Origin of the sequence: Sphingobacterium siyangense, assembly GCF_007830445.1 — a bacterium.
Classification (GTDB): Bacteria; Bacteroidota; Bacteroidia; order Sphingobacteriales; family Sphingobacteriaceae; genus Sphingobacterium; species Sphingobacterium siyangense.
Genome location: NZ_VLKR01000005.1, coordinates 118,613 through 144,053 on the forward strand (window position 1 = coordinate 118,613; position 25,441 = coordinate 144,053).

At 41.0% G+C, this 25,441-nt stretch carries 18 protein-coding genes; 12 read left to right on the top strand and 6 right to left on the bottom strand.

The genetic code is table 11. The features are described from left to right. Positions 1-94: 94 nt before the first annotated feature. From atpC to IQ31_RS06790, 4 genes are all read right to left on the bottom strand, one after another. Positions 95-343 carry an ATP synthase F1 subunit epsilon gene (gene atpC / locus IQ31_RS06775; RefSeq protein WP_145327530.1) on the bottom strand — a complete coding sequence of 83 codons (249 nt, stop codon included), beginning with the start codon at positions 341-343 and terminating at the stop codon, positions 95-97. A 21-nt stretch (positions 344-364) separates the two neighbouring features. After that, positions 365-1,867: a F0F1 ATP synthase subunit beta gene (atpD, locus tag IQ31_RS06780; protein WP_070570146.1), complete on the bottom strand. Its 1,503-nt coding sequence runs from the start codon at positions 1,865-1,867 to the stop codon at positions 365-367. A 369-nt stretch (positions 1,868-2,236) separates the two neighbouring features. Beyond that, positions 2,237-2,887 carry a hypothetical protein gene (locus IQ31_RS06785; RefSeq protein WP_070570144.1) on the bottom strand — a complete coding sequence of 217 codons (651 nt, stop codon included), beginning with the start codon at positions 2,885-2,887 and terminating at the stop codon, positions 2,237-2,239. 145 nt (positions 2,888-3,032) lie between these two features. After that, positions 3,033-3,737 (bottom strand): NUDIX hydrolase, encoded by a 705-nt coding sequence (locus IQ31_RS06790; RefSeq protein ID WP_070570142.1) that lies wholly within the window; start codon positions 3,735-3,737, stop codon positions 3,033-3,035. A gap of 329 nt (positions 3,738-4,066) precedes the next feature. Between IQ31_RS06790 and IQ31_RS06795 the strand changes: the two genes are divergently transcribed. The 8 genes from IQ31_RS06795 (at position 4,067) to IQ31_RS06830 (ending at position 16,720) form a co-directional block, all read left to right on the top strand. Then, a complete protein-coding gene (locus tag IQ31_RS06795; protein ID WP_145327531.1) occupies positions 4,067-5,755 on the top strand; it encodes a ribulokinase in 1,689 nt (562 codons plus the stop codon). 17 nt (positions 5,756-5,772) lie between these two features. Next, positions 5,773-6,465, top strand: coding sequence for an L-ribulose-5-phosphate 4-epimerase (locus IQ31_RS06800; protein ID WP_145327532.1), 693 nt, complete (start codon positions 5,773-5,775; stop codon positions 6,463-6,465). 38 nt (positions 6,466-6,503) lie between these two features. Beyond that, a complete protein-coding gene (gene araA, locus IQ31_RS06805; protein WP_145327533.1) occupies positions 6,504-8,006 on the top strand; it encodes an L-arabinose isomerase in 1,503 nt (500 codons plus the stop codon). A 69-nt stretch (positions 8,007-8,075) separates the two neighbouring features. Continuing rightward, positions 8,076-9,776 (top strand): sodium:solute symporter family transporter, encoded by a 1,701-nt coding sequence (locus IQ31_RS06810; protein ID WP_112374965.1) that lies wholly within the window; start codon positions 8,076-8,078, stop codon positions 9,774-9,776. Positions 9,777-9,871: 95 nt separating this feature from the next. After that, entirely contained in the window at positions 9,872-11,020 is a 1,149-nt protein-coding gene (locus IQ31_RS06815) for an aldose epimerase family protein (RefSeq protein WP_145327534.1), read from the top strand. Between the two features lie 10 nt (positions 11,021-11,030). Beyond that, positions 11,031-12,575: an alpha-N-arabinofuranosidase gene (locus tag IQ31_RS06820; RefSeq protein ID WP_244294389.1), complete on the top strand. Its 1,545-nt coding sequence runs from the start codon at positions 11,031-11,033 to the stop codon at positions 12,573-12,575. Between the two features lie 106 nt (positions 12,576-12,681). Then, positions 12,682-14,643, top strand: a complete 1,962-nt coding sequence (locus IQ31_RS06825; protein ID WP_145327535.1) for an alpha-L-arabinofuranosidase C-terminal domain-containing protein — start codon at positions 12,682-12,684, stop codon at positions 14,641-14,643. Positions 14,644-14,800: 157 nt separating this feature from the next. After that, entirely contained in the window at positions 14,801-16,720 is a 1,920-nt protein-coding gene (locus IQ31_RS06830) for a glycoside hydrolase family 43 protein (protein WP_208734145.1), read from the top strand. Positions 16,721-16,729: 9 nt separating this feature from the next. Here the strand turns inward: IQ31_RS06830 and IQ31_RS06835 are convergent, their stop codons facing one another. Together IQ31_RS06835 and IQ31_RS06840 are read right to left on the bottom strand one after the other, a co-directional pair. Beyond that, positions 16,730-18,643, bottom strand: coding sequence for a DUF294 nucleotidyltransferase-like domain-containing protein (locus IQ31_RS06835; RefSeq protein ID WP_145327536.1), 1,914 nt, complete (start codon positions 18,641-18,643; stop codon positions 16,730-16,732). Positions 18,644-18,653: 10 nt separating this feature from the next. Continuing rightward, positions 18,654-19,274, bottom strand: coding sequence for a 3'-5' exonuclease (locus tag IQ31_RS06840; protein WP_157698585.1), 621 nt, complete (start codon positions 19,272-19,274; stop codon positions 18,654-18,656). Positions 19,275-19,451: 177 nt separating this feature from the next. Between IQ31_RS06840 and rhaT the strand changes: the two genes are divergently transcribed. From rhaT to IQ31_RS06860, 4 genes are all read left to right on the top strand, one after another. Then, a complete protein-coding gene (rhaT, locus tag IQ31_RS06845; protein ID WP_145327537.1) occupies positions 19,452-20,528 on the top strand; it encodes an L-rhamnose/proton symporter RhaT in 1,077 nt (358 codons plus the stop codon). 22 nt (positions 20,529-20,550) lie between these two features. Continuing rightward, a complete protein-coding gene (locus tag IQ31_RS06850; RefSeq protein ID WP_145327538.1) occupies positions 20,551-22,659 on the top strand; it encodes a bifunctional aldolase/short-chain dehydrogenase in 2,109 nt (702 codons plus the stop codon). Between the two features lie 84 nt (positions 22,660-22,743). Continuing rightward, entirely contained in the window at positions 22,744-24,018 is a 1,275-nt protein-coding gene (locus tag IQ31_RS06855; protein ID WP_088163089.1) for a sugar isomerase, read from the top strand. Between the two features lie 12 nt (positions 24,019-24,030). Next, positions 24,031-25,398: an FGGY-family carbohydrate kinase gene (locus IQ31_RS06860; RefSeq protein ID WP_145327539.1), complete on the top strand. Its 1,368-nt coding sequence runs from the start codon at positions 24,031-24,033 to the stop codon at positions 25,396-25,398. Positions 25,399-25,441: the final 43 nt, after the last annotated feature.

The window sequence follows — 25,441 nt, forward strand, 5'->3', positions numbered from 1 at the left end:
TTCCTAAAATGAAGAAAATGTCAAAAAAAATTTTAAAAAAAAGCTTCCGATATTTCTATCGGAAGCTTTTTAGATTTTATAAAATCGATTTGATTTAATCTCCGATAATTCCTTCAGCAAGCACGGTAATGACATTGTTTTTTGCTTCCACAACACCACCTTTAATGAACACTTCCTGTTCACCTTTACCTTGTTGAATAATTACTTTTCCATCTTCCAAAGTAGAAACAATGGCAGCGTGATCTTTTAAAATTTGAAAAGAACCCGCAGAGCCCGGTACAGTAACTGAAGTTACTTCGCCTTCGAATGCTAATTTGTCTGGAGTGATAATTGTTAACTTCATTATTCTTAGATATAATCTAGATTAAACTGCTTCTGCTAATAATTTTTTACCTTTTTCGATAGCATCATCAATGTTACCGACTAAGTTGAAGGCAGCTTCAGGGTACTCATCTACTTCACCGTCAATGATCATATTGAAACCTTTGATGGTATCTTTGATGTCTACCAATACACCTTTTAAACCTGTAAATTGTTCTGCAACGTGGAAAGGTTGAGATAAGAAACGTTGTACACGACGTGCGCGGTGTACTGTTAATTTATCTTCTTCCGATAATTCGTCCATACCTAAAATGGCGATGATATCTTGTAATTCTTTATAACGTTGAAGAATTTCTTTTACACGTTGTGCAGTATTATAGTGTTCGTTACCTAAAACGGCAGGAGAAAGGATACGTGATGTAGAATCCAAAGGATCCACAGCAGGGTAGATACCTAACTCAGCAATTTTACGAGACAATACTGTCGTTGCATCCAAGTGAGCGAAAGTTGTCGCTGGAGCAGGGTCAGTTAAGTCATCGGCAGGTACATATACGGCTTGAACCGAAGTGATTGAACCGTTTTTAGTTGAAGTGATGCGCTCTTGCATTAAACCCATCTCAGTTGCCAATGTTGGTTGGTAACCTACGGCTGAAGGCATACGACCCAATAGGGCAGATACTTCAGAACCTGCTTGTGTAAAACGGAAGATGTTATCAATGAAGAATAATACGTCACGGCCTTGACCTTCGCCATCACCGTCACGGAAGTATTCCGCTACTGTCAAACCTGATAAAGCAACACGTGCACGTGCCCCAGGAGGCTCGTTCATTTGACCGAATACGAAAGTACATTTTGAATCTTTCATCAGTTCGTGGTCAACAGTTTCCAAAGGCCATTCGCCTTTTTCCATGCCTTCCATAAAGTGCTCACCATATTTGATGATACCAGACTCCAACATCTCGCGCAATAAGTCATTACCCTCACGTGTACGTTCACCTACACCGGCGAATACAGAAAGACCACCGTGACCTTTTGCGATATTGTTGATTAATTCTTGGATTAATACAGTTTTACCTACACCGGCACCACCGAATAAACCAATTTTACCACCTTTAGCATATGGCTCTAAAAGGTCAATAACTTTGATACCAGTAAAAAGTACTTCGGATTCAGTTGACAAATCTTCGAATTTAGGAGGTACGTTGTGGATAGGACGACCATTCTCTTTATTCAAATTTTGGATCCCGTCTATGGCATCACCAACTACATTGAATACACGACCTTTGATTTCTTCACCAACAGGCATTTTGATAGGAGCACCAGTATCGACAACTTCCATTCCGCGAACTAAACCTTCAGTTGCGTCCATGGCAATTGTACGTACACGATCCTGACCTAAGTGTTGTTGAACTTCTAATACAACACGTTGTCCATTTTCTTTTTGAATGTACAATGCATCGTAAATTTTAGGTAGATTTTCACTGTCGGCGAAGTTGACGTCAACAACTGGGCCGATAATCTGCGCTATTTTACCAATCTTGGGCATATTATAGGGACTAAATATTTATTAATCAATTTTATATAAGAGACATAAAAGGCCTCTTTTTTGGTCAGCAAAAATAAGGTTATTCGTTTTTAAAAACAAATAGAATTTGCAATTAAATTACAATTTTATTAATGTAGGTCAAAATGTTATCTATTGTAATTCTGTATGTTTCGATTTCTATACCTGCAAATATAGTTTTTCTCTTTTATTCGGCTAGGTATTTTTGAAGTTTACTGCATTACTTCGTTGAATCTTTTGTTTGTTTTGAGGAATGGTACCTGATGAAATAAAATCGACCTGTAACGGAGTACCTCAAGGAGTCGTTACAGGTCGATCAAAATAAATATGCTATTTTAATGAGAAGCAGGACTATATTTTTTTATTTAGTTCGTCCTGCAACTGGCGCTTGAGCAGCTGTTCCTTTTCCATGGATTTTTTACGGAACGTAGCGAATTCTTCTTGCGATTGCTCCGCTGTCTTTTGGAATTCCACCGTGTCCACTTTCGCTTTCCGATAAGAAAATAAAAAGATAAATGCTGCTACGGCCAATACCGCAATGATCGTCCAAACAACTGTATTGTAAAAAGTTTTAGAGGTATTGATGCCCAAGAAAGAAAAACTTTCTGTTTTTTCCTTCTCCTGCGCCAGCTGATCTTTTAAAACCTGAATAGAATCTTGCAAAGTTTTGGTATTGGATGTATAGTTGCTTGAAGATGATTTTAAAGAGCTGATTTCCTTGTGGAGTTTTGCTACGGTATCTATGACATTTCGTTTCACAATATCCAGATTGGTTTTTCGCACCATCTTGAAATCATAGTTGTTTTTCGAAATATAATTCAGGTGGTCAAATTGATTTGCCAAACTTCCTTTTTTTAATCCATCCGGACTGTACTTGAAAGCATTATCCTGTTGTGCTGCTGTAGTGGCGGGAGCCGCAGTAGGAGTTTGTGCCTCCAGTAATGTATGTGATGAAATAAATAAAATCGTAAAGAATATAAATGCTAATCTCAATTTGCTCATGTTGTTTATTTTATAAAATGCGTTAATCCAGCCTATCCAAATTGCAAAACCAGGATATACCTGTGATAAATATAAGGAATTATTGAAAAAACGAAAATGTTAAGTGAAATATATTCCAATACATACCTGATTTTCCGTCACTTTATTATGATTCGATCGACCAACTTGGCAAATACCGTAAAAAGGACATGATCTTTTCCTTATAGATCGCCGTGTTTAGTTTGAAATAGTAGGCTCCTTTTTTTGAATTTTCCTTATCCTTTTCCTCCAGTTTGATGATGAGGTCTGAGGAAAGCAGTTTTCGGCTGAAATTCCGCTTGTCCAACTCAATATTGTAAACACCCTCATAAAGTGCTGCAATTTGGGGAATCGTGAATTTCTCGGGCAGCAGTTCAAATAATATCGGATACAAAGCCGCTTTCATGCGTAGACGGTGTTGTGCCGAAGCGATCATTTGATCATGATCGAAGATCAGTGTTGGGTGCTCCCGCAATGGAAACCATTGGGCTTCGTAATCGTCGCTGAGGATATGTTTATATTGCTGTGTGTCAATCAATGCAAAATAACAGATACTGACAACCCGGTCGCTAGGTTCCCGATTAGGTTCGCCGAATACACTACATTGCTCCATGTATACATTTTCAAGTCCTGTTAGCTGTTTGAGTACTCGGCTCGCGGCCTCTTCCGGACTTTCGTCGGATTGAACGAAACCACCCATCAGACTCCATTTATTTCTTTCTGGTTCGAAATCACGTTTAATTAAAAGTACTTCAAGGGATTCGCCGTTAAATCCAAATATGATGCAGTCTACTGCCAAAAGGATCCCTGAATCTTTTTTATAATATTCCATCGTCTATCGTTTTATCTTTTTATCTGACACCACCCCATTTATTCCACGAGCAAAACTATGTAAAAAAGTAAATAGCTAAAAATAAGTATAATAATTGTCTGATACATCCCTTTAAAAGGCATTTATACCCCTATATCAGGAATTCGGGTTAACCATAATTTGCTGCTATGAAGTTAGCTCTATTTTTTAAATATGAAAATTTTCTTTCATATTTAAAAAAATAAATGTTTATTTGACACTAATTATTTTCCATGGCTAACTTCGAAAGGGGGATAGTGGAAAGTAAGGCATTAGAGACAATTATAAGTTATAAACCAAATTCAGCAAAAATGAATAAATCGTATGTCATTGGGGTGGACTATGGAAGTGATTCGGTCCGTTCAGTATTGGTTGATGCTAACAATGGCGAGGAGATAGCTTCTTCTGTATTTTACTACCCGCGATGGAAAAGGGGGGCGTATTGTGATGCTGCTTTAAGTCAGTTTAGGCAGCACCCGTTGGATTATATCGAAGGCTTGGAAGCGACAATTAAAGATTGCTTGCTCAAATCGGGAGTCGACAATATTGGTAAAGCTGTAAAAGCAATTTCCGTGGATACAACAGGATCTACTCCAGTTGCTGTCAACGCAGCCGGCGTTCCATTGGCGCTGTTGGACGAGTTTAAAGACAACCCCAATGCCATGTTTGTCTTATGGAAAGATCATACAGCCGTTAGAGAGGCCAAAGAAATTAACCTGCACAATCAAAATAGTTCGGTGGATTATCTGAAGTATGTAGGCGGTGTATACTCTTCGGAATGGTTCTGGGCCAAATTACTCCATGTATTTCGGGTTGATGAAAAGGTCCGTGCCGCCACCTATAGCTGGGTGGAGCATTGCGATTATATTCCTTTTCTATTGACTGGAGGAACACAGGTATCTGCTATGAAGCGTGGGGTTTGTTCAGCGGGTCATAAATCACTTTGGGCTGAAGAATTTGACGGCCTACCTCCAAATTCTTTCTTTTCGACACTTGACCCATTGTTGGATGGTTTGGTTGATCGCCTGTTTTCAGAAACATACACTGCTGATCAATCTGCAGGTCAGCTTTCGGAAGAATGGGCGCAACGTTTAGGTCTTACAACATCAGTTGTTGTTGGTGTAGGTGCATTTGACTGCCACATGGGCGCAGTTGGAGGACAAATTGAGCCCTATTATCTGAGTAAGGTGATGGGGACATCAACCTGTGATATGTTAGTTGCTCCAAAAGAAGAGGTACAGCATACGTTGGTCAGGGGAATCTGTGGTCAGGTAGACGGTTCCATTATACCGGGAATGATAGGTATGGAAGCTGGTCAGTCGGCATTTGGAGATGCTTACGCCTGGCTGAAACAGGTGTTGCTATGGCCAACGAAAAATTTGATACAAGATGTTGAAGAGATCGATGAACGAACGCGCGAACAATTGATCGCAGCGTTGGAAGAGAAACTATTGGTCAGTCTAAGTGAGCAGGCTGCGTTACTTCCCGTAACAGAAACATCAGAATTAGCTTTAGATTGGCTCAATGGCCGCCGAACTCCGGATGCGGATCAATCCTTGAAAGGGGCGATCACAGGCTTACACCTCGGAACAGATGCGCCGCGGATCTTCAGAGCGATTGTCGAAGCGACCTGTTTCGGTGCAAAGGCTATTGTTGACCGTTTCGTGGAGCAGGGTATTCCGGTAAAAGGCTTGATCGGTTTAGGCGGAGTTGCAAAAAAATCACCTTTTATTATGCAAATGATGGCCAATGTGATGAATATGCCTATTCGTATTCATAAAAGTGAACAGACTTGTGCCATTGGCGCAGCCATGTTTGCCGCAACAGCAGCTGGTTTATATAACCGGGTAGAGGATGCCATGAAGGCAATGGGGCAAGGTTTTGAACGGACTTATATCCCTGAGGAAAAATGGGTGTCCATTTATGCCGAGCGTTATGAACATTACAAAGCGCTGGGTGCTTTTGTCGAAGGAAAGGAATCGCTCGCCATTACTGTTTAACCATTCAAATTTTAATCATGTATAATTCAATTAAAGAAGAAGCCTACCATTGCAATATGCAATTGCCCCAGCTGGGATTGGTGCTTTTTACATTTGGAAATGTGAGTGTTGTTGACCGTCACCATGAAGTTTTTGCCATTAAACCCAGTGGGGTCCCTTATGAGGAGCTTACTCCGGAACATATGGTGATTGTAGATTTTGATGGTCATGTGGTTGAGGGGAATCTTCGACCATCATCAGATACGAAAACCCATGCCCTATTGTATAAACAGTGGAAAGAGATTGGCGGTATAACACATACACACTCCACCTATGCGACAGCATGGGCACAGGCACAGCGGGATATTCCCATTTTTGGAACGACACATGCCGATCATTTGACCGTCGATATTCCTTGTGCCCCACCAATGCACGATGAGATGATCGCCGGAAACTACGAACATGAAACGGGGTTTCAAATTATCAATCACTTTGTCGAAAATAAGCTGGACTATAAAGAAGTGGAAATGATTCTGGTTGGCAACCACGCGCCGTTTGCTTGGGGTAAAACCGGAATAAAGTCTGTCTATAACAGTGCGGTGTTGGAACAGGTGGCGAAAATGGCTTGGTTGACAGAACAGATCAACCCGGATGCACCTCGATTAAAGTCTGCGCTGGTCAAAAAGCATTACGAGCGGAAGCATGGAGCCAATGCCTATTATGGTCAATAATTTCAATAAAAAATCTATAGCAAAAACTACAATTTAACATGAATATCAATTTAAAAGAGCTTGAAGTCTGGTTTGTTGTGGGAAGCCAAGACCTTTATGGTGAAGAGACCTTACGACAAGTGGCCCTACATGCTGAAGAAATAGCCCATTATTTAGATACCCGAGCGGTGATTCCGGTAGCGGTAAAATATAAACCGATCGTAAAAAATACAGACGAGATTTATGCAACATTGGCAGCCGCCAATAGTGAAAAAAATTGTATTGGGGTCATTACATGGATGCATACCTTTTCACCTGCAAAGATGTGGATCCGAGGATTAAAAGCGTTGCAAAAGCCATTGTTGCATCTGCATACGCAGTACAACCAGGATATCCCGTGGCATAGTATCGATATGGATTTTATGAACCTTAACCAAAGTGCACATGGGGATCGTGAATTTGGACATATCGTTAGCCGCTTAAAAATAGCGCGTAAAGTCGTCACTGGCCATTGGCAAGATGCGGAAGTATTGGAACGGATTAATGTTTGGGTGCGTGCAGCCGCAGGCTGGCATGACTGGCAAGGTGCTAAATTTGCACGATTTGGCGATAACATGCGTTATGTGGCTGTTACGGACGGCGATAAAGTAGAGGCAGAGTCGCAATTTGGTTTCGCTGTAAACACCTATGCGATTGGTGATTTGGTAGCGGTTATCAATGCGAGTACGGAAGCGGAAATCGCGGCATTATTAGCGGAGTACGAAGCGACTTATGAACTTGCCGAAAATGTGAAAGCTGGCGGTGAATATCATACTAACCTCATCGAAGCTGCTAAAATAGAAATTGGCTTACGGAAATTTTTGGAACAAGGAAACTTTAAAGGTTTTACGGATACTTTTGAGGATCTGCATGGGATGGTACAACTTCCGGGCTTGGCGGTACAACGTTTAATGGCTGAGGGGTATGGTTTTGCCGGCGAAGGGGATTGGAAGACCCCGGCTTTGGTGCGCGCTTGCAAAGTGATGGGAGCAGGATTAGCGGGAACGACCGCATTTATGGAGGACTACACCTATCATTTTGATCCGCAGAATCCCATGGTACTTGGCTCACATATGTTGGAAGTGGACCCCGCATTGGCAATTGGAAAACCACGAATAGAAGTGCATCCACTAGGCATTGGCGGCAAGGCAGATCCTGCTCGCTTGGTTTTTAATGGCCAAAGTGGTGATGCATTGAATGCTTCTTTGGTCGATATGGGAACGCGTTTCCGTTTGATCGTGAACAAAGTACAAGGTGTTGCTGTAGAAGAAGAACTCCCTAAGCTTCCTGTCGCACGGGTGTTATGGAAACCGCTGCCCGATATGAAAACAGGTTGCAGTGCCTGGATTGTGGCTGGGGGTGCGCACCATACTGCCTACAGTTTGAGCTTAACACCCGAATACCTGGAAGATTTTGCACGTATGGCGGGTTTAGAATATGTATTGATCGACGAGGACACTACGGTAGCAAGACTCGAAGACCAATTGAAATGGAATGAACTCTATTATTTACTGGGTAAATAATAACCTAAGCCATTTATACCTGTTCTTCGCGGTATAAATGGCTTATTGATAATAACCAATTTGGGAAATATGGAAAAATTTGCAACGGTAGATTACATCATCTTCGTAATTTACTTCTTTATTGTAGCCGGCTATGGCTATTGGATTTATCGTAAAAAGACGAATAGTTTAAGCAGCAGCAAGGACTACTTTCTGGCGGAAGGATCACTGACCTGGTGGGCCATAGGCTCTTCATTGATCGCATCGAATATTTCTGCCGAACAGTTTATTGGCATGAGCGGCAATGGATTTGAGGTCGGTATTGCTGTAGCTGCTTACGAGCTCATTGCTGCGGTAGCGTTAATTATTGTTGCGGTTTGGTTTATTCCGGTCTATCTGAAAAACAAGATTTTCACGATGCCTCAGTTTTTGAACAACCGATACAATGAAACGACGAGTCTCATCATGGCAATCTTCTGGTTGTTTTTGTATGTTTTTGTCAATCTGACATCTATCCTGTATCTCGGGGCAATTGCCATTTCGAGTATGGCCGGAGGTGGCGACAGCTTCCACACCATTACAGTTGCTTTAGCCGTATTTGCCGTCATCATTACGCTGGGGGGAATGCGTGTTATTGGTTTTACAGATGTGATTCAGGTTGTTGTATTAATTATTGGCGGTATAGCGACGACGTATGTGGCATTGACCTTGGTCAGTGAACATTTTGGTTTGGGACAAGACGCCTTGGCTGGATTCAATAAATTGATGGAAGATTCGCCGGAGCATTTTAACCTATTTGTCGATAAACCAGGGCCAGGAGCTAGTCAGGAAGATATCAATAAGTATCTGATGCTGCCTGGAATAGGAATGTACCTTGCCGGAATCTGGATTGTCAACCTAAATTACTGGGGTTGTAATCAATACATCACACAACGCGCTTTGGGAGCCGATCTAAAGACTGCACGCACAGGGATTCTTTTTGCGGGATTTCTAAAATTGTTTATGCCAATTATCGTTATGCTTCCGGGGATAGCCGCTTATGTGCTATACAAAAATGGTGCGTTACAACACGAAATGGCTCCTGGAGGAGTGTTTCACGCCGATAATGCATATTCAGCGATATTGGGCTATCTGCCCAATGGAATGAAAGGGCTTGCGCTGGCGGCGCTTACAGCGGCTATTGTGGCCGGATTGGCCGGAAAGGCCAATAGTATCGCAACGATCTTTACACTGGATATCTTTAAAAAATACATCAATAAAGATGCGAGCGAAGCAAAAATGGTCTGGGTTGGTAAGATAACCATCGTGATCTCTATTCTACTTTCTGTTTTATTTACCTGGAATGATGCACTGGGCATCGGTGGCGCCGGAGGATTTACTTTTATCCAAAAATATACAGGCTTTATCAGTCCGGGTGTTTTTGCGATGTTTTTGCTAGGAATGTTTTGGAAAAGGACGACAGGTGCAGCCGCCATTACAGGCCTTGTTACGGGATTTGCGTTGTCTATATTTTTCAATGAGTTTGCAACAAAGGTTTTCGGACCAGAGACATGGATCTATACGGCATATCTCAACAAAGCGGGCGTTTATGAAATACCATTCCAGATATGTATGGGACTCGCATTTGTATTTACAATGATTGCTATGATTGCTGTGAGCTTATTTGGACCAAAGGTTAATCCAAAAGCTTTTGTATTGGATCGGTCGATGTTTAAAGTAGAACCATCCGTATTGGCATTAATTGTTGTGACTTTATTGTTGGTGACCGCTATCTATGTGCGTTTTTGGTAGAAATGTTGCCATTTGAATAATTAAAAAATTATGAACCATTCCTAATGAAAATTAGGAAGCCTCCATCAGACCGATGGGGTAAAACTTAATTACAGATGAATAAGAAAATTATTATTGGTTTGTTGACTTGTGCTTCATTGGCCTATGGCTGCCAATCTTCATCAACTCAAAATAAGCAAGCAGCAACGATGGCTGATTCTACTTCCAGCCCGGCTTTCGACAGTCAGATTGATGGTAAAGAAGTTAAACTGTTCCAGCTCAAGAACGACAAACTCGCCATTACGTTGACAAATTATGGTGCACGTCTGGTGAGTTTAAAAGTGCCAGATAAAGACGGTAAATTGACTGATGTGATTTTGGGCTATGATTCGGCCAAAGAATACAAGGATAACTATAATAATTATTACGGCGCAATTGTAGGGCGTTACGGGAATCGGATTGGCAAAGCATCATTTAAACTGAATGGAGAGGTTTATTCTTTAGAAAAGAATGATGGCGAGAATTCACTTCATGGCGGTACCAATGGCGTTTACAATAAAGTGTGGGATGTCGTCAGTAGCACTTCGACATCAATCACATTAGCCTATACTTCACCTGATAAAGAAGCGGGTTATCCGGGAACGGTCAAGATGGAGGTTACCTATACCCTGGAGGAAAATGGTGCTTTGGCTATAGCCTATCAGGCGACAACAGATAAAGAGACGGTCTTAAATCTGACCAACCACGCGTATTTTAACCTCAATGGGGCTGGAGATTCTTCTATTTTGGATCATGAACTTCAAATTGATGCAAAGGCAATTACCGAAGTTGACAGTACGTTGATCCCAACTGGAAAGAGTTTGCCTGTAGCGGGCACCGCATTCGATTTTACAAAACCTACACGTATTGGTACTCGTATTGAAGATGAAAATGCACAACTGAAGATTGGAAAGGGCTATGACCATAATTTTGAACTCAACAAGAAGGATGGTTTCCAGAAAGTCGCACAGGTGTATGCCGCGAAAACAGGTATTGAAATGGACATCTACACAACCGAACCTGGTTTACAGTTTTATAGTGGTAATTTTATGAAAGATTCGGACCCTAAAGGGAAAGAGGGAAAAGTGTATCCATTCCGTTCTGCTTTCTGTTTGGAGACACAACATTTTCCAGATGCACCAAATCACCCCAATTTTGCATCAACGGTGTTAAAACCTGGAGAAAAATATAGTTCAAAAACAACCTACCAGTTCAGTGTGAAATAATTAAATCTATATGATGAAGCTAAGATTAAAATTAGGCGTTGTTTTTACGCTGGCCACTGGATTACTGTATGGACAGAGTAGTGTAAGATTAGAAACGCCGCAGCAGGAGCAGATTATAAGTCGACATATCTATGGACATTTTGCGGAACATTTGGGACGCTGTATTTATGATGGATTTTATGTCGGTGAGAAAAATGACTCAATTCCGCATGCTGATGGTGTCCGGAAAGATGTTATCGAAGCCCTTAAGAATTTGAACATTCCCAATTTACGTTGGCCGGGTGGATGTTTTGCCGATACGTATCATTGGAAGGATGGCGTTGGCCCCAAAGCCCAGCGTCCTGCTATCGTAAACAATTGGTGGGGCGGCGTGACAGAGGATAACTCTTTTGGTACACACGATTTTCTCAATATGTGTGAATTGTTGGGTGCAGAGCCTTATCTGGCGGGAAATGTGGGGAGCGGTGAGGTGCAGGAACTTGCCGACTGGGTTCAATATGTGAATTTTAAAGGCGAGAGCCCCATGTCGGATTGGCGACGAAAAAATGGTCGGCAAGATCCTTGGAAGGTGAAAATCTGGGGCGTAGGAAATGAAGCCTGGGGCTGTGGCGGAAATATGACTGCCGATTACTATACCGACATTTATCGCAAATACGCCACTTTTATGTCGGATTGGACCAATGGAAGTGGTTTGTATCGGATAGCATCAGGAGCTAATAGTGCAGATTACAATTGGACGGAGACACTCATGAAGAAAATTCCGAGTGGTTTGATGAAAGGTATGGGACTTCATCACTATGCCGTGATCAACTGGGACGACAAAGGCTCTGCAACGCAATATTCGGAGGAGGAGTATTTTAAAACCATGAAATCAGCTTGGTTTATGAATGAGCTCGTGGAAAAGAATATCGCCATCATGGACAAATATGATCCGAAAGGACTGGTGGATCTGATCGTAGACGAATGGGGCGGCTGGTATGCGGTAGAACCTGGTACGAATCCGGGCTTTCTCTACCAACAAAATACCATGCGTGATGCCATGATTGCAGGAATGACACTCAATATCTTTAACAATCATGCTCGCCGGGTGAAGATGGCCAATCTTGCCCAAGCCGTGAATGTATTGCAAGCTGTTATCCTGACAGAAGGAAAGAATATGATTTTGACGCCGACTTATCATGTGATGGAAATGTATAAGGTACATCAGGATGCCAAGTTAATTCCTATTTCCCTTCAATCAACGGATTTTGAATTTAACCAGGAAAAAATTCCGGCCGTTTCGGTTTCAGCGTCACAAGACAAGCAGGGCCGTACTCATATCTCCTTGGTAAATATTGACCCGAAAAAGAATAATAAGGTACGTGTGGATCTCGGTTCAGTGAAAGCTGCAAAAATTTCAGGCCGAATCCTTACTGCGGAGAATCTACGCGATTATAATTCCTTCCAAAAACCCACAACAATTAAACCTGTTGTGTACAATAAGGCAAAGGCAGTGAATGGTGCCATTGAAGTGGACATTCCGGCATTTTCAGTTATTGTATTGGAATTAATATAACAGCCAATTTTGATAGGGTTGTCATGTTGTGCTACCCTATTTATGCTGTTATAGCTGGTTTAAAAACCTGAAATGATAAATTATTGTTGAACAAATACATATAGGGATGAAAAGAGTAGTGTCGACACTGTTACTGTTAGCGAGCTTGGGCTCTTCAGCAATGGCACAGTCACCGATAACATTAAATATTGCATTGGATAAACCTACAGGCAAAATATCGCCGCATATGTGGGGCGTCTTTTTTGAAGATATCAATCTTGGTGCTGATGGGGGAATCTATGCGGAATTGGTAAAGAATAGATCATTTGAGTTTGATCAGCCTTGGATGGGCTGGAAAAAGCTTGAAAATGGCCCTGAGGGAAGCTACCTGCTGTTAAACGATAGTAAACGTAAAGGCAACAAACGTTATTTAAGGATAAACAATGCGGCTAATCTGAAATTAGGGCTACAAAATGAAGGCTTTAGAGGAATGGGTGTGAAAGCGGGTGCAGCATATGAGTTTTCTGTACAATATCAAAATGCTGCTAAGGGGATGAAAATCCATGTTGAGTTGCTCGATCAACAGAATAAGGTTATTGGTGCAGCTGAACTTCCACTTGAACCCGTCGGATCATGGTCTGAAGCTGCAGTCAAATTTCCTGTCAACCAAACGACAGATAAAGCCAAATTAAATGTTTGGTTTACAGGGGCGGGTACGTTAGACGTGGATATGCTTTCGTTATTTCCAGTAGACACCTGGAAAGGGAGACCGAAGGGGTTGCGTAAAGATATGGTTCAGATGCTTGCCGATATGAAACCCGGCTTTATCCGTTTTCCCGGAGGCTGTATTGTTGAAGGGAAAGATTTGGCTAATCGCTTTCAATGGAAAAAAACTGTTGGACCAATAACGGAAAGGGAATTGATTATCAACCGGTGGAATACCGAATTCAGCCATCGGCTGACACCTGATTATTTTCAGACTTTTGGTTTAGGATTTTATGAATACTTTTTACTCGCAGAAGATATTGGAGCATCTCCAGTTCCCATTCTCAATTGCGGTATGGCCTGCCAATTTAATACCGGAGAACTTGTACCATTGGACGAACTTGATACCTATGTTCAAGACGCTTTGGACCTGATTGAATTTGCCAATGGCCCAACAGATACAAAATGGGGGAAATTACGGGCGGATATGGGGCACCCTGAACCTTTCCACCTCAAAATGCTGGGAGTTGGAAATGAAAATTGGGGTCCGCAATACATCGAGCGGTTGACCGTCTTCAAGAAAGCGTTAAACGAAAAGCATCCTGAGATCAAAATTATCGCCAGTTCGGGCACTGATCCCGAAGGAGATCGTTTTGACTTCTTAAATGATAAGCTGCGGGCGATGAATATCAATATCATTGATGAACATTATTACCGTCCACCATCCTGGTTTCTGTCGAGCGCCAATCGCTATGATAATTACGCTAGAAATGGGGCGAAAATTTTCGCAGGGGAATATGCTTCGCATACGACGCGACCAAACGGCCCAGGGAAAAGTACCTGGGAGGCGGCCCTCTCGGAAGCCGCTTTCATGACGGGCCTGGAACGAAATGGCGACGTGGTAGAGATGGCATCTTATGCGCCATTATTCGGTCATGTCGATGGCTGGCAGTGGTCACCGGATTTAATTTGGGTGGATAACTTGCAGGTATATGGAACACCGAGCTACCACGTGCAAAAATTATATGCTACCAATAAAGGGACAAGCATTGTTCCGATCAAACGGGATGGTGAATTCGTTGCTGGCAAAGATAGCCTATATGCTTCTGCAGTATTTGATGCAGCTGCGCAACAGCTTATCGTGAAAGTCGTCAATTACAACAGTAAACCGATGAAAGTGAACCTCGACATAGATTCGAAGAAAAAGCCTGCTGCGACAGCAGAGAAAATCACGTTGGCCAACGCCAACCTCAACCTGAGTAACAGTATCGAGGAACCATTGAACATCCGTCCAAAACAAAATACGGTAACTTATAAGGGAAAGACGATTGTTGAAACATTTGAACCCTATTCCTTGACCTTGATTAAAATGTCCGTTAAATAAGATGAATATCCGTAGACTCTTTTTTACTACCCTGATTCTATTTGCACATAACGTGTTTGCACAGGTAAAAAAACAAAATGGGAGCGTTACGGTCGCATTTGGGTGGGTAACAACCGCGGTATAGTAATGTGCTATTTACAAATGAAATAACCTTTTTATGAATAAAAGAAAGTTGATATCCCTCATGGGAGTTGTTGGTTTGATGATGGCTGCCTTGTGTTCCGTATCGGCACAGGAATATAAAGCTGGACCATCGGAAAAAGATTTTGCGGGTTATCTATTTACCTATTTTAAAGGTAATGCAATTGCGGATGAGGCCGTATGTTTTGCGATTAGTACTGACGGTTATACATTCAGGGCACTGAACAATAATCAGCCCATATTGGATTCTAAACGCATCAGCAGTACAGGTGGCGTAAGGGATCCACATATTTTACGGGCCGAGGACGGAAAATCATTTTATATGGTGCTAACGGATATGACGGCATCCAAAGGATGGGATTCTAACCGAGCCATGGTTTTGTTAAAATCTACAGATTTGATCCACTGGGAGCATCATGTGATTAACATCCAACAACGTTATCAAGGGCAGAAAGACTTAAAAAGGGTTTGGGCGCCCCAGACTATATTTGATCCAAGTGTAGGTAAATATATGGTTTACTGGTCCATGAAATATGGAGATCAACCCGATGTGATTTATTATGCCTATGCTAATCGCGATTTTACGGATCTAGAGGGTGAACCTAAGGTGTTGTTCTTGCCTAAAAACGGTCAATCTTGTATAGATGGGGATATTATTGTTAAAAACGGCTTATTCCATTTGTTTTATAAAACTGAGGGGAACGGGAAAGGGATAAAACAGGCGATCACAGATTCATTGACTTCGGGGAAATGGGTTGAACAACCTGGTTATAAACAGGCAACAGCAGACGATGTGGAAGGATCTGGGATTTTTAAACGCAATCAATCAGACACCTATATCTTGATGTATGATGTTTATAAAAAGGGGAAATACCAGTTTTGTGAATCTCAGGATCTAGATCATTTTAAAGCAATAGATCAACAGATTGATATGGATTTTCATCCTAGACATGGCACTATTTTACCGCTTTCAAGAAATGAGTTGAATAAATTGATACAACATTGGGGAAAACCAGCTGATATCACATTGAACAATGTGAAAAATCCTATATTGGAGGGATTTTACGCGGATCCAGATGTATTGTACTCTAATAAGACAAAGAAATATTATATCTATCCAACGAGTGATGGCTTTGACGGTTGGGGTGGATATTACTTCAAAACCTTTTCTTCTACTGATTTGATAGCATGGAAAGATGAGGGAGTGGTATTAGATTTAAAAAAAGATGTACTATGGGGCAACCACCATGCCTGGGCGCCGACGATCGCAGAGAAGAAAGTCAAGGGTGTGTATAAATATTATTATTATTTTACAGCAGCTCAGAAAATCGGTGTTGCAGTAGCAGACTCGCCAATCGGGCCTTTTAAGGATTCCGGTAAACCGCTGATAGACTTCAAACCAAATGGCGTAAAGGGAGGTCAAGAGATCGATCCGGCTGTTTTCACTGATCCCAAAACCAATAAGAGTTATCTTTATTGGGGAAATGGTCATCTTGCTGTAGCCGAACTTAATAAGGACATGGTGACAATCAAGGAAAATACGATCAAATTATTGACCCCCGATAGAACATTCCGTGAAGGAACTTATGTCTTTTTCCGGAAAGGGATTTATTATTTCCTATGGTCGGAAAATGATACACGTAGCGAAAATTATCGGGTTCGTTATGGAACTTCGACTTCTCCTTTGGGACCCATTCAAATCCCCGAAGATAATCTTATTTTGCAGAAAGATGTTGCTCTTGGAATTTATGGCACGGGGCACAATTCGGTATTGCAGCTGTCAGGAAAAGACGAATGGTACATTGTTTATCATCGATTTAACTATCCCAAGGGAATTACGATGGGCGAAGCTGCTGGGTATAACCGGGAAGTTTGTATGGACAAATTGCTGTTTGGTACAGATGGGAAAATTCTTCCAGTCGTACCGAGTCATTAAAATGGGCCATTACCCAAAGAGGTTACTGGTGAATTTTACTTTAATTCCAAGCTGAAAGTTATTGATCGTTTTAAATATTTCCTTAATGGTTGCCTTTTCAATATTTGTCAAGCTGTCCATCGGTACATAATTGTTTGGGCTAAGTTTGGCTATCCGAATCTGATTCGCTTGATTTTTTAGGCGAATCGACATCAGATAGTAGTAAGATTGATGTAATTCTTCATATTGTTCCTGCGTGAAAATCCCCAATTCGAGTAACTGCTTGAGTCTTCCACCTGTATTTTCTTCATAAATTCGGTTTTTCAGGGCATATACACGAACCAAATCGACAATAGGTGTCATAGCTTTTTTGATGTTGAAGACTTCAGAGGATCCGATGGTTTGCGTTTTGATCGCCTTAAAAAATGTCAAGGGAGGTTCATATTGTAGGGCATTTTTTGCGATAAATGTAAAAAAGCGCTCATTAGGTTTTTGTAATTCGACATTTAGAAACTCTTTAAGTTGATCTATAATCTCTTGGTCGCCATATAATCGTCGGCAGTCAAAGAATGTGGAGAACTTAATTGCATTTTCGGGGATGCTTTCCTCGATCCATTTTTTGTAGTTGTTTTTCCAATGTGATAGTGAATGTGTCCATTCAGGATTGCTGGCCATATATCCTCCTGTACAATAACTGAAACCTATTGTATTTAAATGATCAGATACACGACTTGCAAAATTCAAAAAATACGCTCGGACGAGCTCGCGTTGTTCATTGGCTTTATCTTCATAAATAATCGCATTATCCTGATCTGTCATCAGCGTTTGTTCTTTTCTTCCTTCACTACCAGTCACCATGAAGACAAACTTTGCCGGCGGTTCGCCCATCTCTTCGATTACTTTTTCGATTACTTTTAGTGCAATACTGTCCGCTACAGTTGTAATCACCTGATTGGCAATTTCGGCATTTACTCCTCTGCCGAGCAGTTGATGGATAATTTCTGGAACGTTGTTCCACTTTTCGCGCAATTCGTCTAAAGTTTCTGCTAGTTTGACAGATTGAATAAATACGAGTGGCGATTGCCCTTGCTCACTCAATAATCTGTTACGGCTTAGGAATCCAACGTAGTTCCCTTCTTTTTCAACGAGCAGGTATCTTGATTTCGTTCGGAACATTTTTAGTACAGCCTCATACAGGTAAGCTTGATCAGAGATACTAACAATTGGGTTGTCCATCACTTCGATAATCGCGCGGTCGACAGCGATTTGTTGCGCAACGACATTATCCCGCAAGGTCATATCAGTAGCATAGCCGATGATACCATTTTTGTTTTGGATAAACACACAACTTACCTTTTGTTTGGCCATCATCTTTGCAACCTCAAAAATGGGGGTTTCAGCGGTACAGGCAACAATATCTTTGTAAGTGATATGTTCTATCTTTCGCGAGTACAATTGATCCGCAGCAAAGTAGCTCTCCTCAAAAGAAGCTGGGGATTTTACAAAGTGTGAAAACTCCTCATCTAACATCCTTTTTCCAAAAGAATTGGTGAAAAAATGAAAGAACTCTTCATTGGCATTACAAAGCTCAATGAAATTTTTCCGCGGTAATCGATAGATGATTGTACCTTTTTTAGCGATGACAGATTTTAACGCTTTTGTTCGATTCAATAAGACTGAAATACCGCCAAAGCAATAAGGCATATGATGGATTTCGACTAATCGTTTATTATCTGAAGCATCTAAGAAAAATGTTTCGTATTCTCCTTCGAAGATTAAGTCTACTCCATCCATATCGGTAATATTCTGTCGATACACCAAGGTGTCTTTGGAGAAGCGATGTTCATAGAGTATATCGACAATACTTAGCTGAAGGGTTTCGGGCAATACCTGAAATGGTTGGGTCGATTTCAGCAAGGATAGGAGGGATTCGTTTTTTTCCATGAATACGGCATTAAAAAAGATTATCGAACTCAGTTTGTTGGTTTAGAATTTCTTGATCGGAGAGATCTTTTCGTTGGATCATTTCAAAATAACATTTCGCTGTGATCTCAGCATCTTTCTCCGCATCATGTATATTTTCGGGAAGAGCCAGGAAAAGCGATTCATGTAATAATGAAAGCGGAAGATGGACCATATGTGGGTTTCTAACATACCTTTTGCTATGCAGCAAGGTGCAAAAGTATTTTAAGTCGCAAAATGGGAGCGGAAGATTGGAACGATAGAATTCAGCAGATAATACCTGCAAATCAAATGAAAGAAAATGTCCAACGATTTGCGGTTTATATTTTTTGATGTCATGACTCAGTTTACGCAACACCTCTTTTTTCTTTTCGCCGTGCTTCATTAAAAAAGGGGGAGTCAATCCGTGTATTTGCTCTGAAGCGGGACTGATTGGTATTAGCGGTTCATAAATATATTTATTCGTACGTTTAACTTCATTGCGTTCTTCGTCAAAAATAATCCAAGCCAATTGCAATATATGCGGCCAGTTGTCGCTGTCGGTGTACTTTTTATTCCATTTTTTCGGCAGCCCGGATGTTTCGGTATCTATGAATAACAAATATTTTTTCAAGGAAGTATTTATAATAAGTAACTAAAAGTAATCAAAATTTACTGTAAGCTGTAGATGCCGTTTAAATAAATTATCTTGTATAGGGCAACTGTCTTGGTTATGTGGCATAACAGTGCATAACAGTTCCTCCCATCAAATCATTTAATTTAGTTTTTGTAATACCTAAAAAGATACACAATGAATGCTGTTTTCGGAGTTATATTCCATTTTATAGGCGGTTTCGCGTCTGGTAGTTTTTATGTGCCGTATAAGAAAGTGAAAGGCTGGTCCTGGGAATCCATGTGGATATTAGGTGGACTTTTTTCATGGGTGATCGTTCCGCCGATAGCGGCAATGTTGACGATCCCAAATTTTGTAGAAATTATCCAAGATACGAATAGTTCCATTGTAGGCTACACTTTTTTATTTGGATTACTCTGGGGGATTGGGGGACTGACCTATGGACTTGGTGTACGTTACCTCGGTGTATCTTTGGGAAGTAGTATCATTTTGGGACTTAGCATGGTTTTTGGATCCTTGATGCCAAGTATTTATTATTTTTTCAATAAGACTGCAGGCAAACATGGTATAGACTATTTTTTTACAACACATTCCGGTATTTGTATTCTCATAGGACTTTTAGTGTGCGTGCTTGGTGTGTTTTTATGTGGGAAGGCTGGAGTGTCAAAGGAGAAGCATTTATCTGCATTATCATCTGAAAGCAAGTCTGATTACAATTTTGGATTGGGTATCGTTGTGGCTATTATATCGGGGATATTAAGTGCTTGTTTCAATTTTGGAATAGAGGCTGGAAAGCCGATGGCTGATGTGGCTAACAACTTATGGAAGGCTACTAATCCAAATCAAGGAGAATTTCTCTATCAAAATAACGTCACCTATATTGTAATCCTTTGGGGTGGCTTTGTGACGAACTTTCTTTGGTGCCTTTACTTATTGTTTAAGAATAGAACTTTTGGGGATTATACAAAGTCCGATGTGCCAAAAGGCAAAAATTTCCTTTTATGTGCGATAGCGGGAACGACTTGGTATCTGCAGTTTTTCTTTTATGGTATGGGCGAAAGCCGTTTAGGAAATGGAGCCAGCTCCTGGATCTTGCATATGGCATTTATCATTCTCATTTCAAATGCTTGGGGGGTTGCACTCAAGGAATGGAAAGGTGTGGATCGTGCGACTTATCGTTCTATAATCGGAGGAATTGTAACCATTATCATCTCTATTTGCATTGTAGGGTTTGCAAAGACATTAGAAAATTAATATTTAAATAAATATAGAAGAAGTGAAAACGTACAAACATGTCAATTACTTATGGGACGATGAGAAAGCTCAGGCACTAAGCGGTGATGAAGTAGCTTTACTGTTATATCGTTCGAATATTTTAGGTGCAGATTTAAGGATCACAAATTATGGCGGGGGAAATACCTCGTGCAAAGTTTCTGAAAAAGATCCTTTGACAGGTGAAGAAGTGGAGGTGATGTGGATCAAAGGCTCAGGAGGTGATATCGGAACTTTGAAAAAATCCGGTTTGGCGGCTTTGTATCTCCAACGTCTACGTAATTTGGAAAATGTCTATCGTGGATTAGATCACGAAGATGAAATGGTTGAATTATTTAACCACTGTATCTATGATCTATCATCTAAAGCTCCATCTATTGATACACCATTGCATGGATTCCTGCCATTCAAACATATCGACCACTTACATCCCGATGCGGCAATTGCCATTGCCGCGGCCAAAGATGGAAAGACAATCACGCAAGAGCTTTTTAATGGGACCATCGGCTGGGTAGACTGGCAACGACCGGGATTTGATTTAGGCCTGCAGTTAAGAGCTTGTTTGGAGGAGAATCCAGGAATCCGAGGTATTATGTTAGGCTCTCATGGTTTGTTTACCTGGGGCGATACAGCATACGAATGTTATGTTAATTCGTTGGATGTCATTGAAGCCTGTGCAGAATATCTTGAGCAGAATTATGGTAAAAAAGCACCTGTCTTTGGTGGACAAAAAGTGATTAGCTTGGGCAAGGAAGAAAGAACTGCACAAGCGGCTAAACTGGCGCCGGTTTTAAGAGGTTTCTGTTCCAGTGAGCGCCATATGATAGGGCATTTCACCGACGATGAACGCGTATTGGAATTTATCAATTCCAATGATTTAGCACGTTTAGCTCCACTTGGTACCAGTTGCCCGGACCACTTCTTAAGGACTAAAATCCAACCATTGGTGTTGAATTTGTCTAAATCAGAAGATTTAGACAACGTTGAGGAGCTCAAAGCGAAATTGGCGCCATTATTCGAAGATTACCGTGACATGTATGCGCAATATTATGAAAACTGCAAACATGAAAACAGTCCAGCTGTACGTGATAAAAACCCGGTAATTGTTCTGTATCCAGGTGTAGGTATGTTCGCATTTGCGAAAGACAAACAGACTGCACGGGTGGCAGCGGAATTCTATACCAATGCAATCAATGTAATGAAAGGCGCTGAGGCTGTAAGCGAATATACCGCATTACCTCGTCAAGAGGCATTTGATATTGAGTATTGGTTGCTAGAAGAAGCAAAGTTGCAGCGCATGCCAAAACCCAAGGCACTTTCTGGAAAAATTGCTTTGGTTACTGGCAGTGGTGGTGGTATTGGAAAAGCAATCGCTAAAAAGATGGCTCAAGAAGGCGCTGTGATTGTCTTAAATGATATTAACGCAGAACGGTTGGAATCGAGTAAGGCCGAATTTGTAGGCGAATTTGGAACAGACTCGGTCATCGCTACAATTCTTGATGTAACCAATGCAGATTCTATCAAAGGTGCTTTGAAAGATGCGGCTTTAGCATTCGGTGGTATTGATATCGTCGTTAATAATGCTGGATTGTCGATTTCAAAAACAATCGAAGACCACACGGAGAAGGATTGGGATTTATTGTACGATGTATTGGTAAAGGGCCAGTTTTTGGTTACGCAAGGAGTGACGTCAATATTAAAAGGGCAGGCAATCGGTGGCGATATCATCAATATTGTCAGTAAAAATGCTTTGGTTAGCGGACCAAACAATACGGGGTATGGAAGCGCAAAAGGTGCCCAGTTGCATTTGAGCCGTTTATGTGCAGCAGAATTGGGTCCTGTGGGAGTGCGTGTAAACGTTGTCAATCCCGATGCGGTTATTTCAGATAGCAATATCTGGGCTGGGGGTTGGGCAGAAGGTCGTGCTAAAGCCTATGGCATTACTGTTGCGGAACTTCCTGCATACTATGCAAAGAGAACCTTGTTAAATGAGATTATCCTTCCACAAGATATTGCGAATGCATGTTTTGCTTTTGTGGGTGGATTGCTGAGCAAGTCTACTGGGAATCTGTTAAACGTTGACGGAGGCGTTGCAATGGCGTTTGTACGCTAATTTTTATATCTTTAGGTGTCGTGTTCAGAAAGGGAAAAATTAAGACGGCACCTAAAGAATTTTTAGACGATAACCAATAATATTATGATTCTTGATAAACAAATTATAGATCAGCACAATAACCAATTAGCGGAGAAACATACACGAGCTTTTGACTATGTATCGGCAGATATTTCAGACACAGAGGAAATCTTGGACAAACTCCAGAAATTTCAAATTGCTATCCCAAGCTGGGCATTAGGAACAGGTGGTACTCGATTTGGGCGGTTTTCCGGAGCGGGTGAGCCCGGAACTTTGGAGCAAAAGTTAGCGGATGTAGGCTTATTACACGCGCTCAACAAATCAAGCGGTGCTATTTCCTTACATATACCTTGGGATATCCCTTCGGATGCAGAAAAAATCAAATCATTGGCATCTAAACTCGGTATTGCATTTGACGCAGTGAATTCCAATACATTTCAAGATCAGACTGGACAAGAATACAGCTATAAATTTGGTTCGCTTCACCATGTCAATCCTAAAGTACGTGAACAGGCTATTGCCCACAATATTGAAGTTATCAATTATGGAAAAGCTTTGGGATCTAAATCTCTTACAGTTTGGCTCGCTGACGGTTCATCTTTTCCAGGGCAGTTGAGTTTTAGAGAGGCATTTCAAAATACATTGTCTAGCTTAAGTGAAATTTATAAGCACCTACCAGACGATTGGAAATTGTTTGTGGAATACAAAGCTTTTGAACCATATTTCTATTCTACAACTATTGGAGACTGGGGGCAATCCTTACTATTGGCCAATAAATTAGGTCCTAAAGCTTATACTTTGGTTGATTTGGGACACCATTTACCCAATGCTAACATTGAACAGATTGTTTCTCTATTGCTTATGGAGGGCAAGCTTGGTGGTTTTCATTTTAACGATAGTAAGTACGCTGACGACGATCTAACAGCGGGCAGCATTAAGCCATATCAGTTATTTCTGATATTCAACGAATTGGTCGATGGAATGGATTTGAATGGGATAGACCATGCGACAGGGTTGGGTTGGATGATTGACGCTTCTCATAACCTGAAAGATCCCTTGGTCGATTTGTTACAATCAGTTGAAGCGATTAAGATCGCCTATGCACAGGCTTTGTTAGTTGATCGCAAAGCATTGAAACAGGCACAGCAGACAAATGATATCGTGAAAGCTCAGGAAATCTTGCAAGATGCGTTTCGAACTGATGTCAGACCGCTTGTTGCAGAAGCAAGGTTAAGAAGTGGTGCTGCACTAAATCCAGTTCGATTATTCAACGAAGAAAACTTACGAAGTAAACTTATCGAAGAACGCGGAATAAATTCTGTAGCTACTGGTTTGTAACAAGGGAAAAGAATGAAGGGGAAACCAATACCAGTAGTTGCAATATTCGACGTCGGGAAGACGAATAAGAAATTATTTCTCTTTAATGAGCATTACCAGATTGTTTTTGAGAGGTCGGCTCGTTTTTTAGAAACTACCGATGAAGATGGCGATAGCTGTGAAAATTTAGAAAGTTTACGTTTGTCTGTTTTTGACTCATTACATGAAGTCTTTCGGAAAGGTGAGTTTGAGATTAAGGCGATTAATTTTACTTCATATGGGGCGAGTTTTGTCTACATTGATAAAGATGGGCGGCCTTTAACACCATTATATAACTATTTAAAGGAATATCCCAAAAAACTGCTGGAGTCTTTCTATGCACAATATGGTGGAAAAGATAGATTCGCATTGGAAACTTCGTCTCCGAGTTTGGGAAGTCTTAATTCTGGGCTACAGATCTATCGTTTGTTTAAATTAAAGCCAGCGCTGTTTAAGGAAGTCAAATGGGCGTTACATCTTCCACAATATTTGAGTTATTTAATTTCAGGACAACCCTATGCCGATATGACAAGTATAGGTTGCCATACAGCATTGTGGGATTTTAAGAAAAATAATTACCATCAGTGGGTTTTTGATACAGGCATTTTACAAAAAATGGCACCTATCGTTCAAGGAGATCAGCTCTTCAGGGCAACTTTTCCAGGAAGTGGTTATCTAGTTGGAAGTGGGCTACACGATAGTTCTTCGGCTTTGATTCCTTACCTGCTCAATTTCCATGAACCTTTTGTATTGATTTCAACGGGGACTTGGTGCATTTCATTCAATCCATTTAATACAGAATCTTTGACAAAAGATGAATTGAATCAAGATTGCTTGATGTATATGACCTATACAGGTCGGTCTGTAAAAGCATCGCGGTTATTTGCCGGTTATGAGCATGAAGAGCAAGTCAAACGTATTGCTCAATTTTTTCAAGTGTCAACTGGAAAATTCAAACAGATTGGCCTCGATTGGGAAATTATTGAAAAATATCAAGTGATGGAGGTGTCGGACCAATTGGATGCATTTGCTTCGATAGATTTGACACATTTCAATACTCATATTGAGGCGTATCATGTCTTGATGATGCATCTCGTAAAGGCTCAGATAAAAGCGACATCTTTGATTCTTCAAAAGAATGGTGTACAACGGATATTTGTAGATGGTGGATTTAGCCGTAATGTAATTTATATGACGTTATTAGCGCAAGCTTTTCCAAATAGTGAAGTTTTTGGTGCATCAATGGCACAAGCTACGGCACTTGGTGCAGCTCTGGTTATTCACGATCATTGGAATAAGCAGCCTATTCCAAATGACATTATTGAACTCCGTTATTTTAGGGCAGGCAAAAAAATACATTAATTTCAATAATAGGAATAAGAATTTAGTTTTTTTATTAGTTATC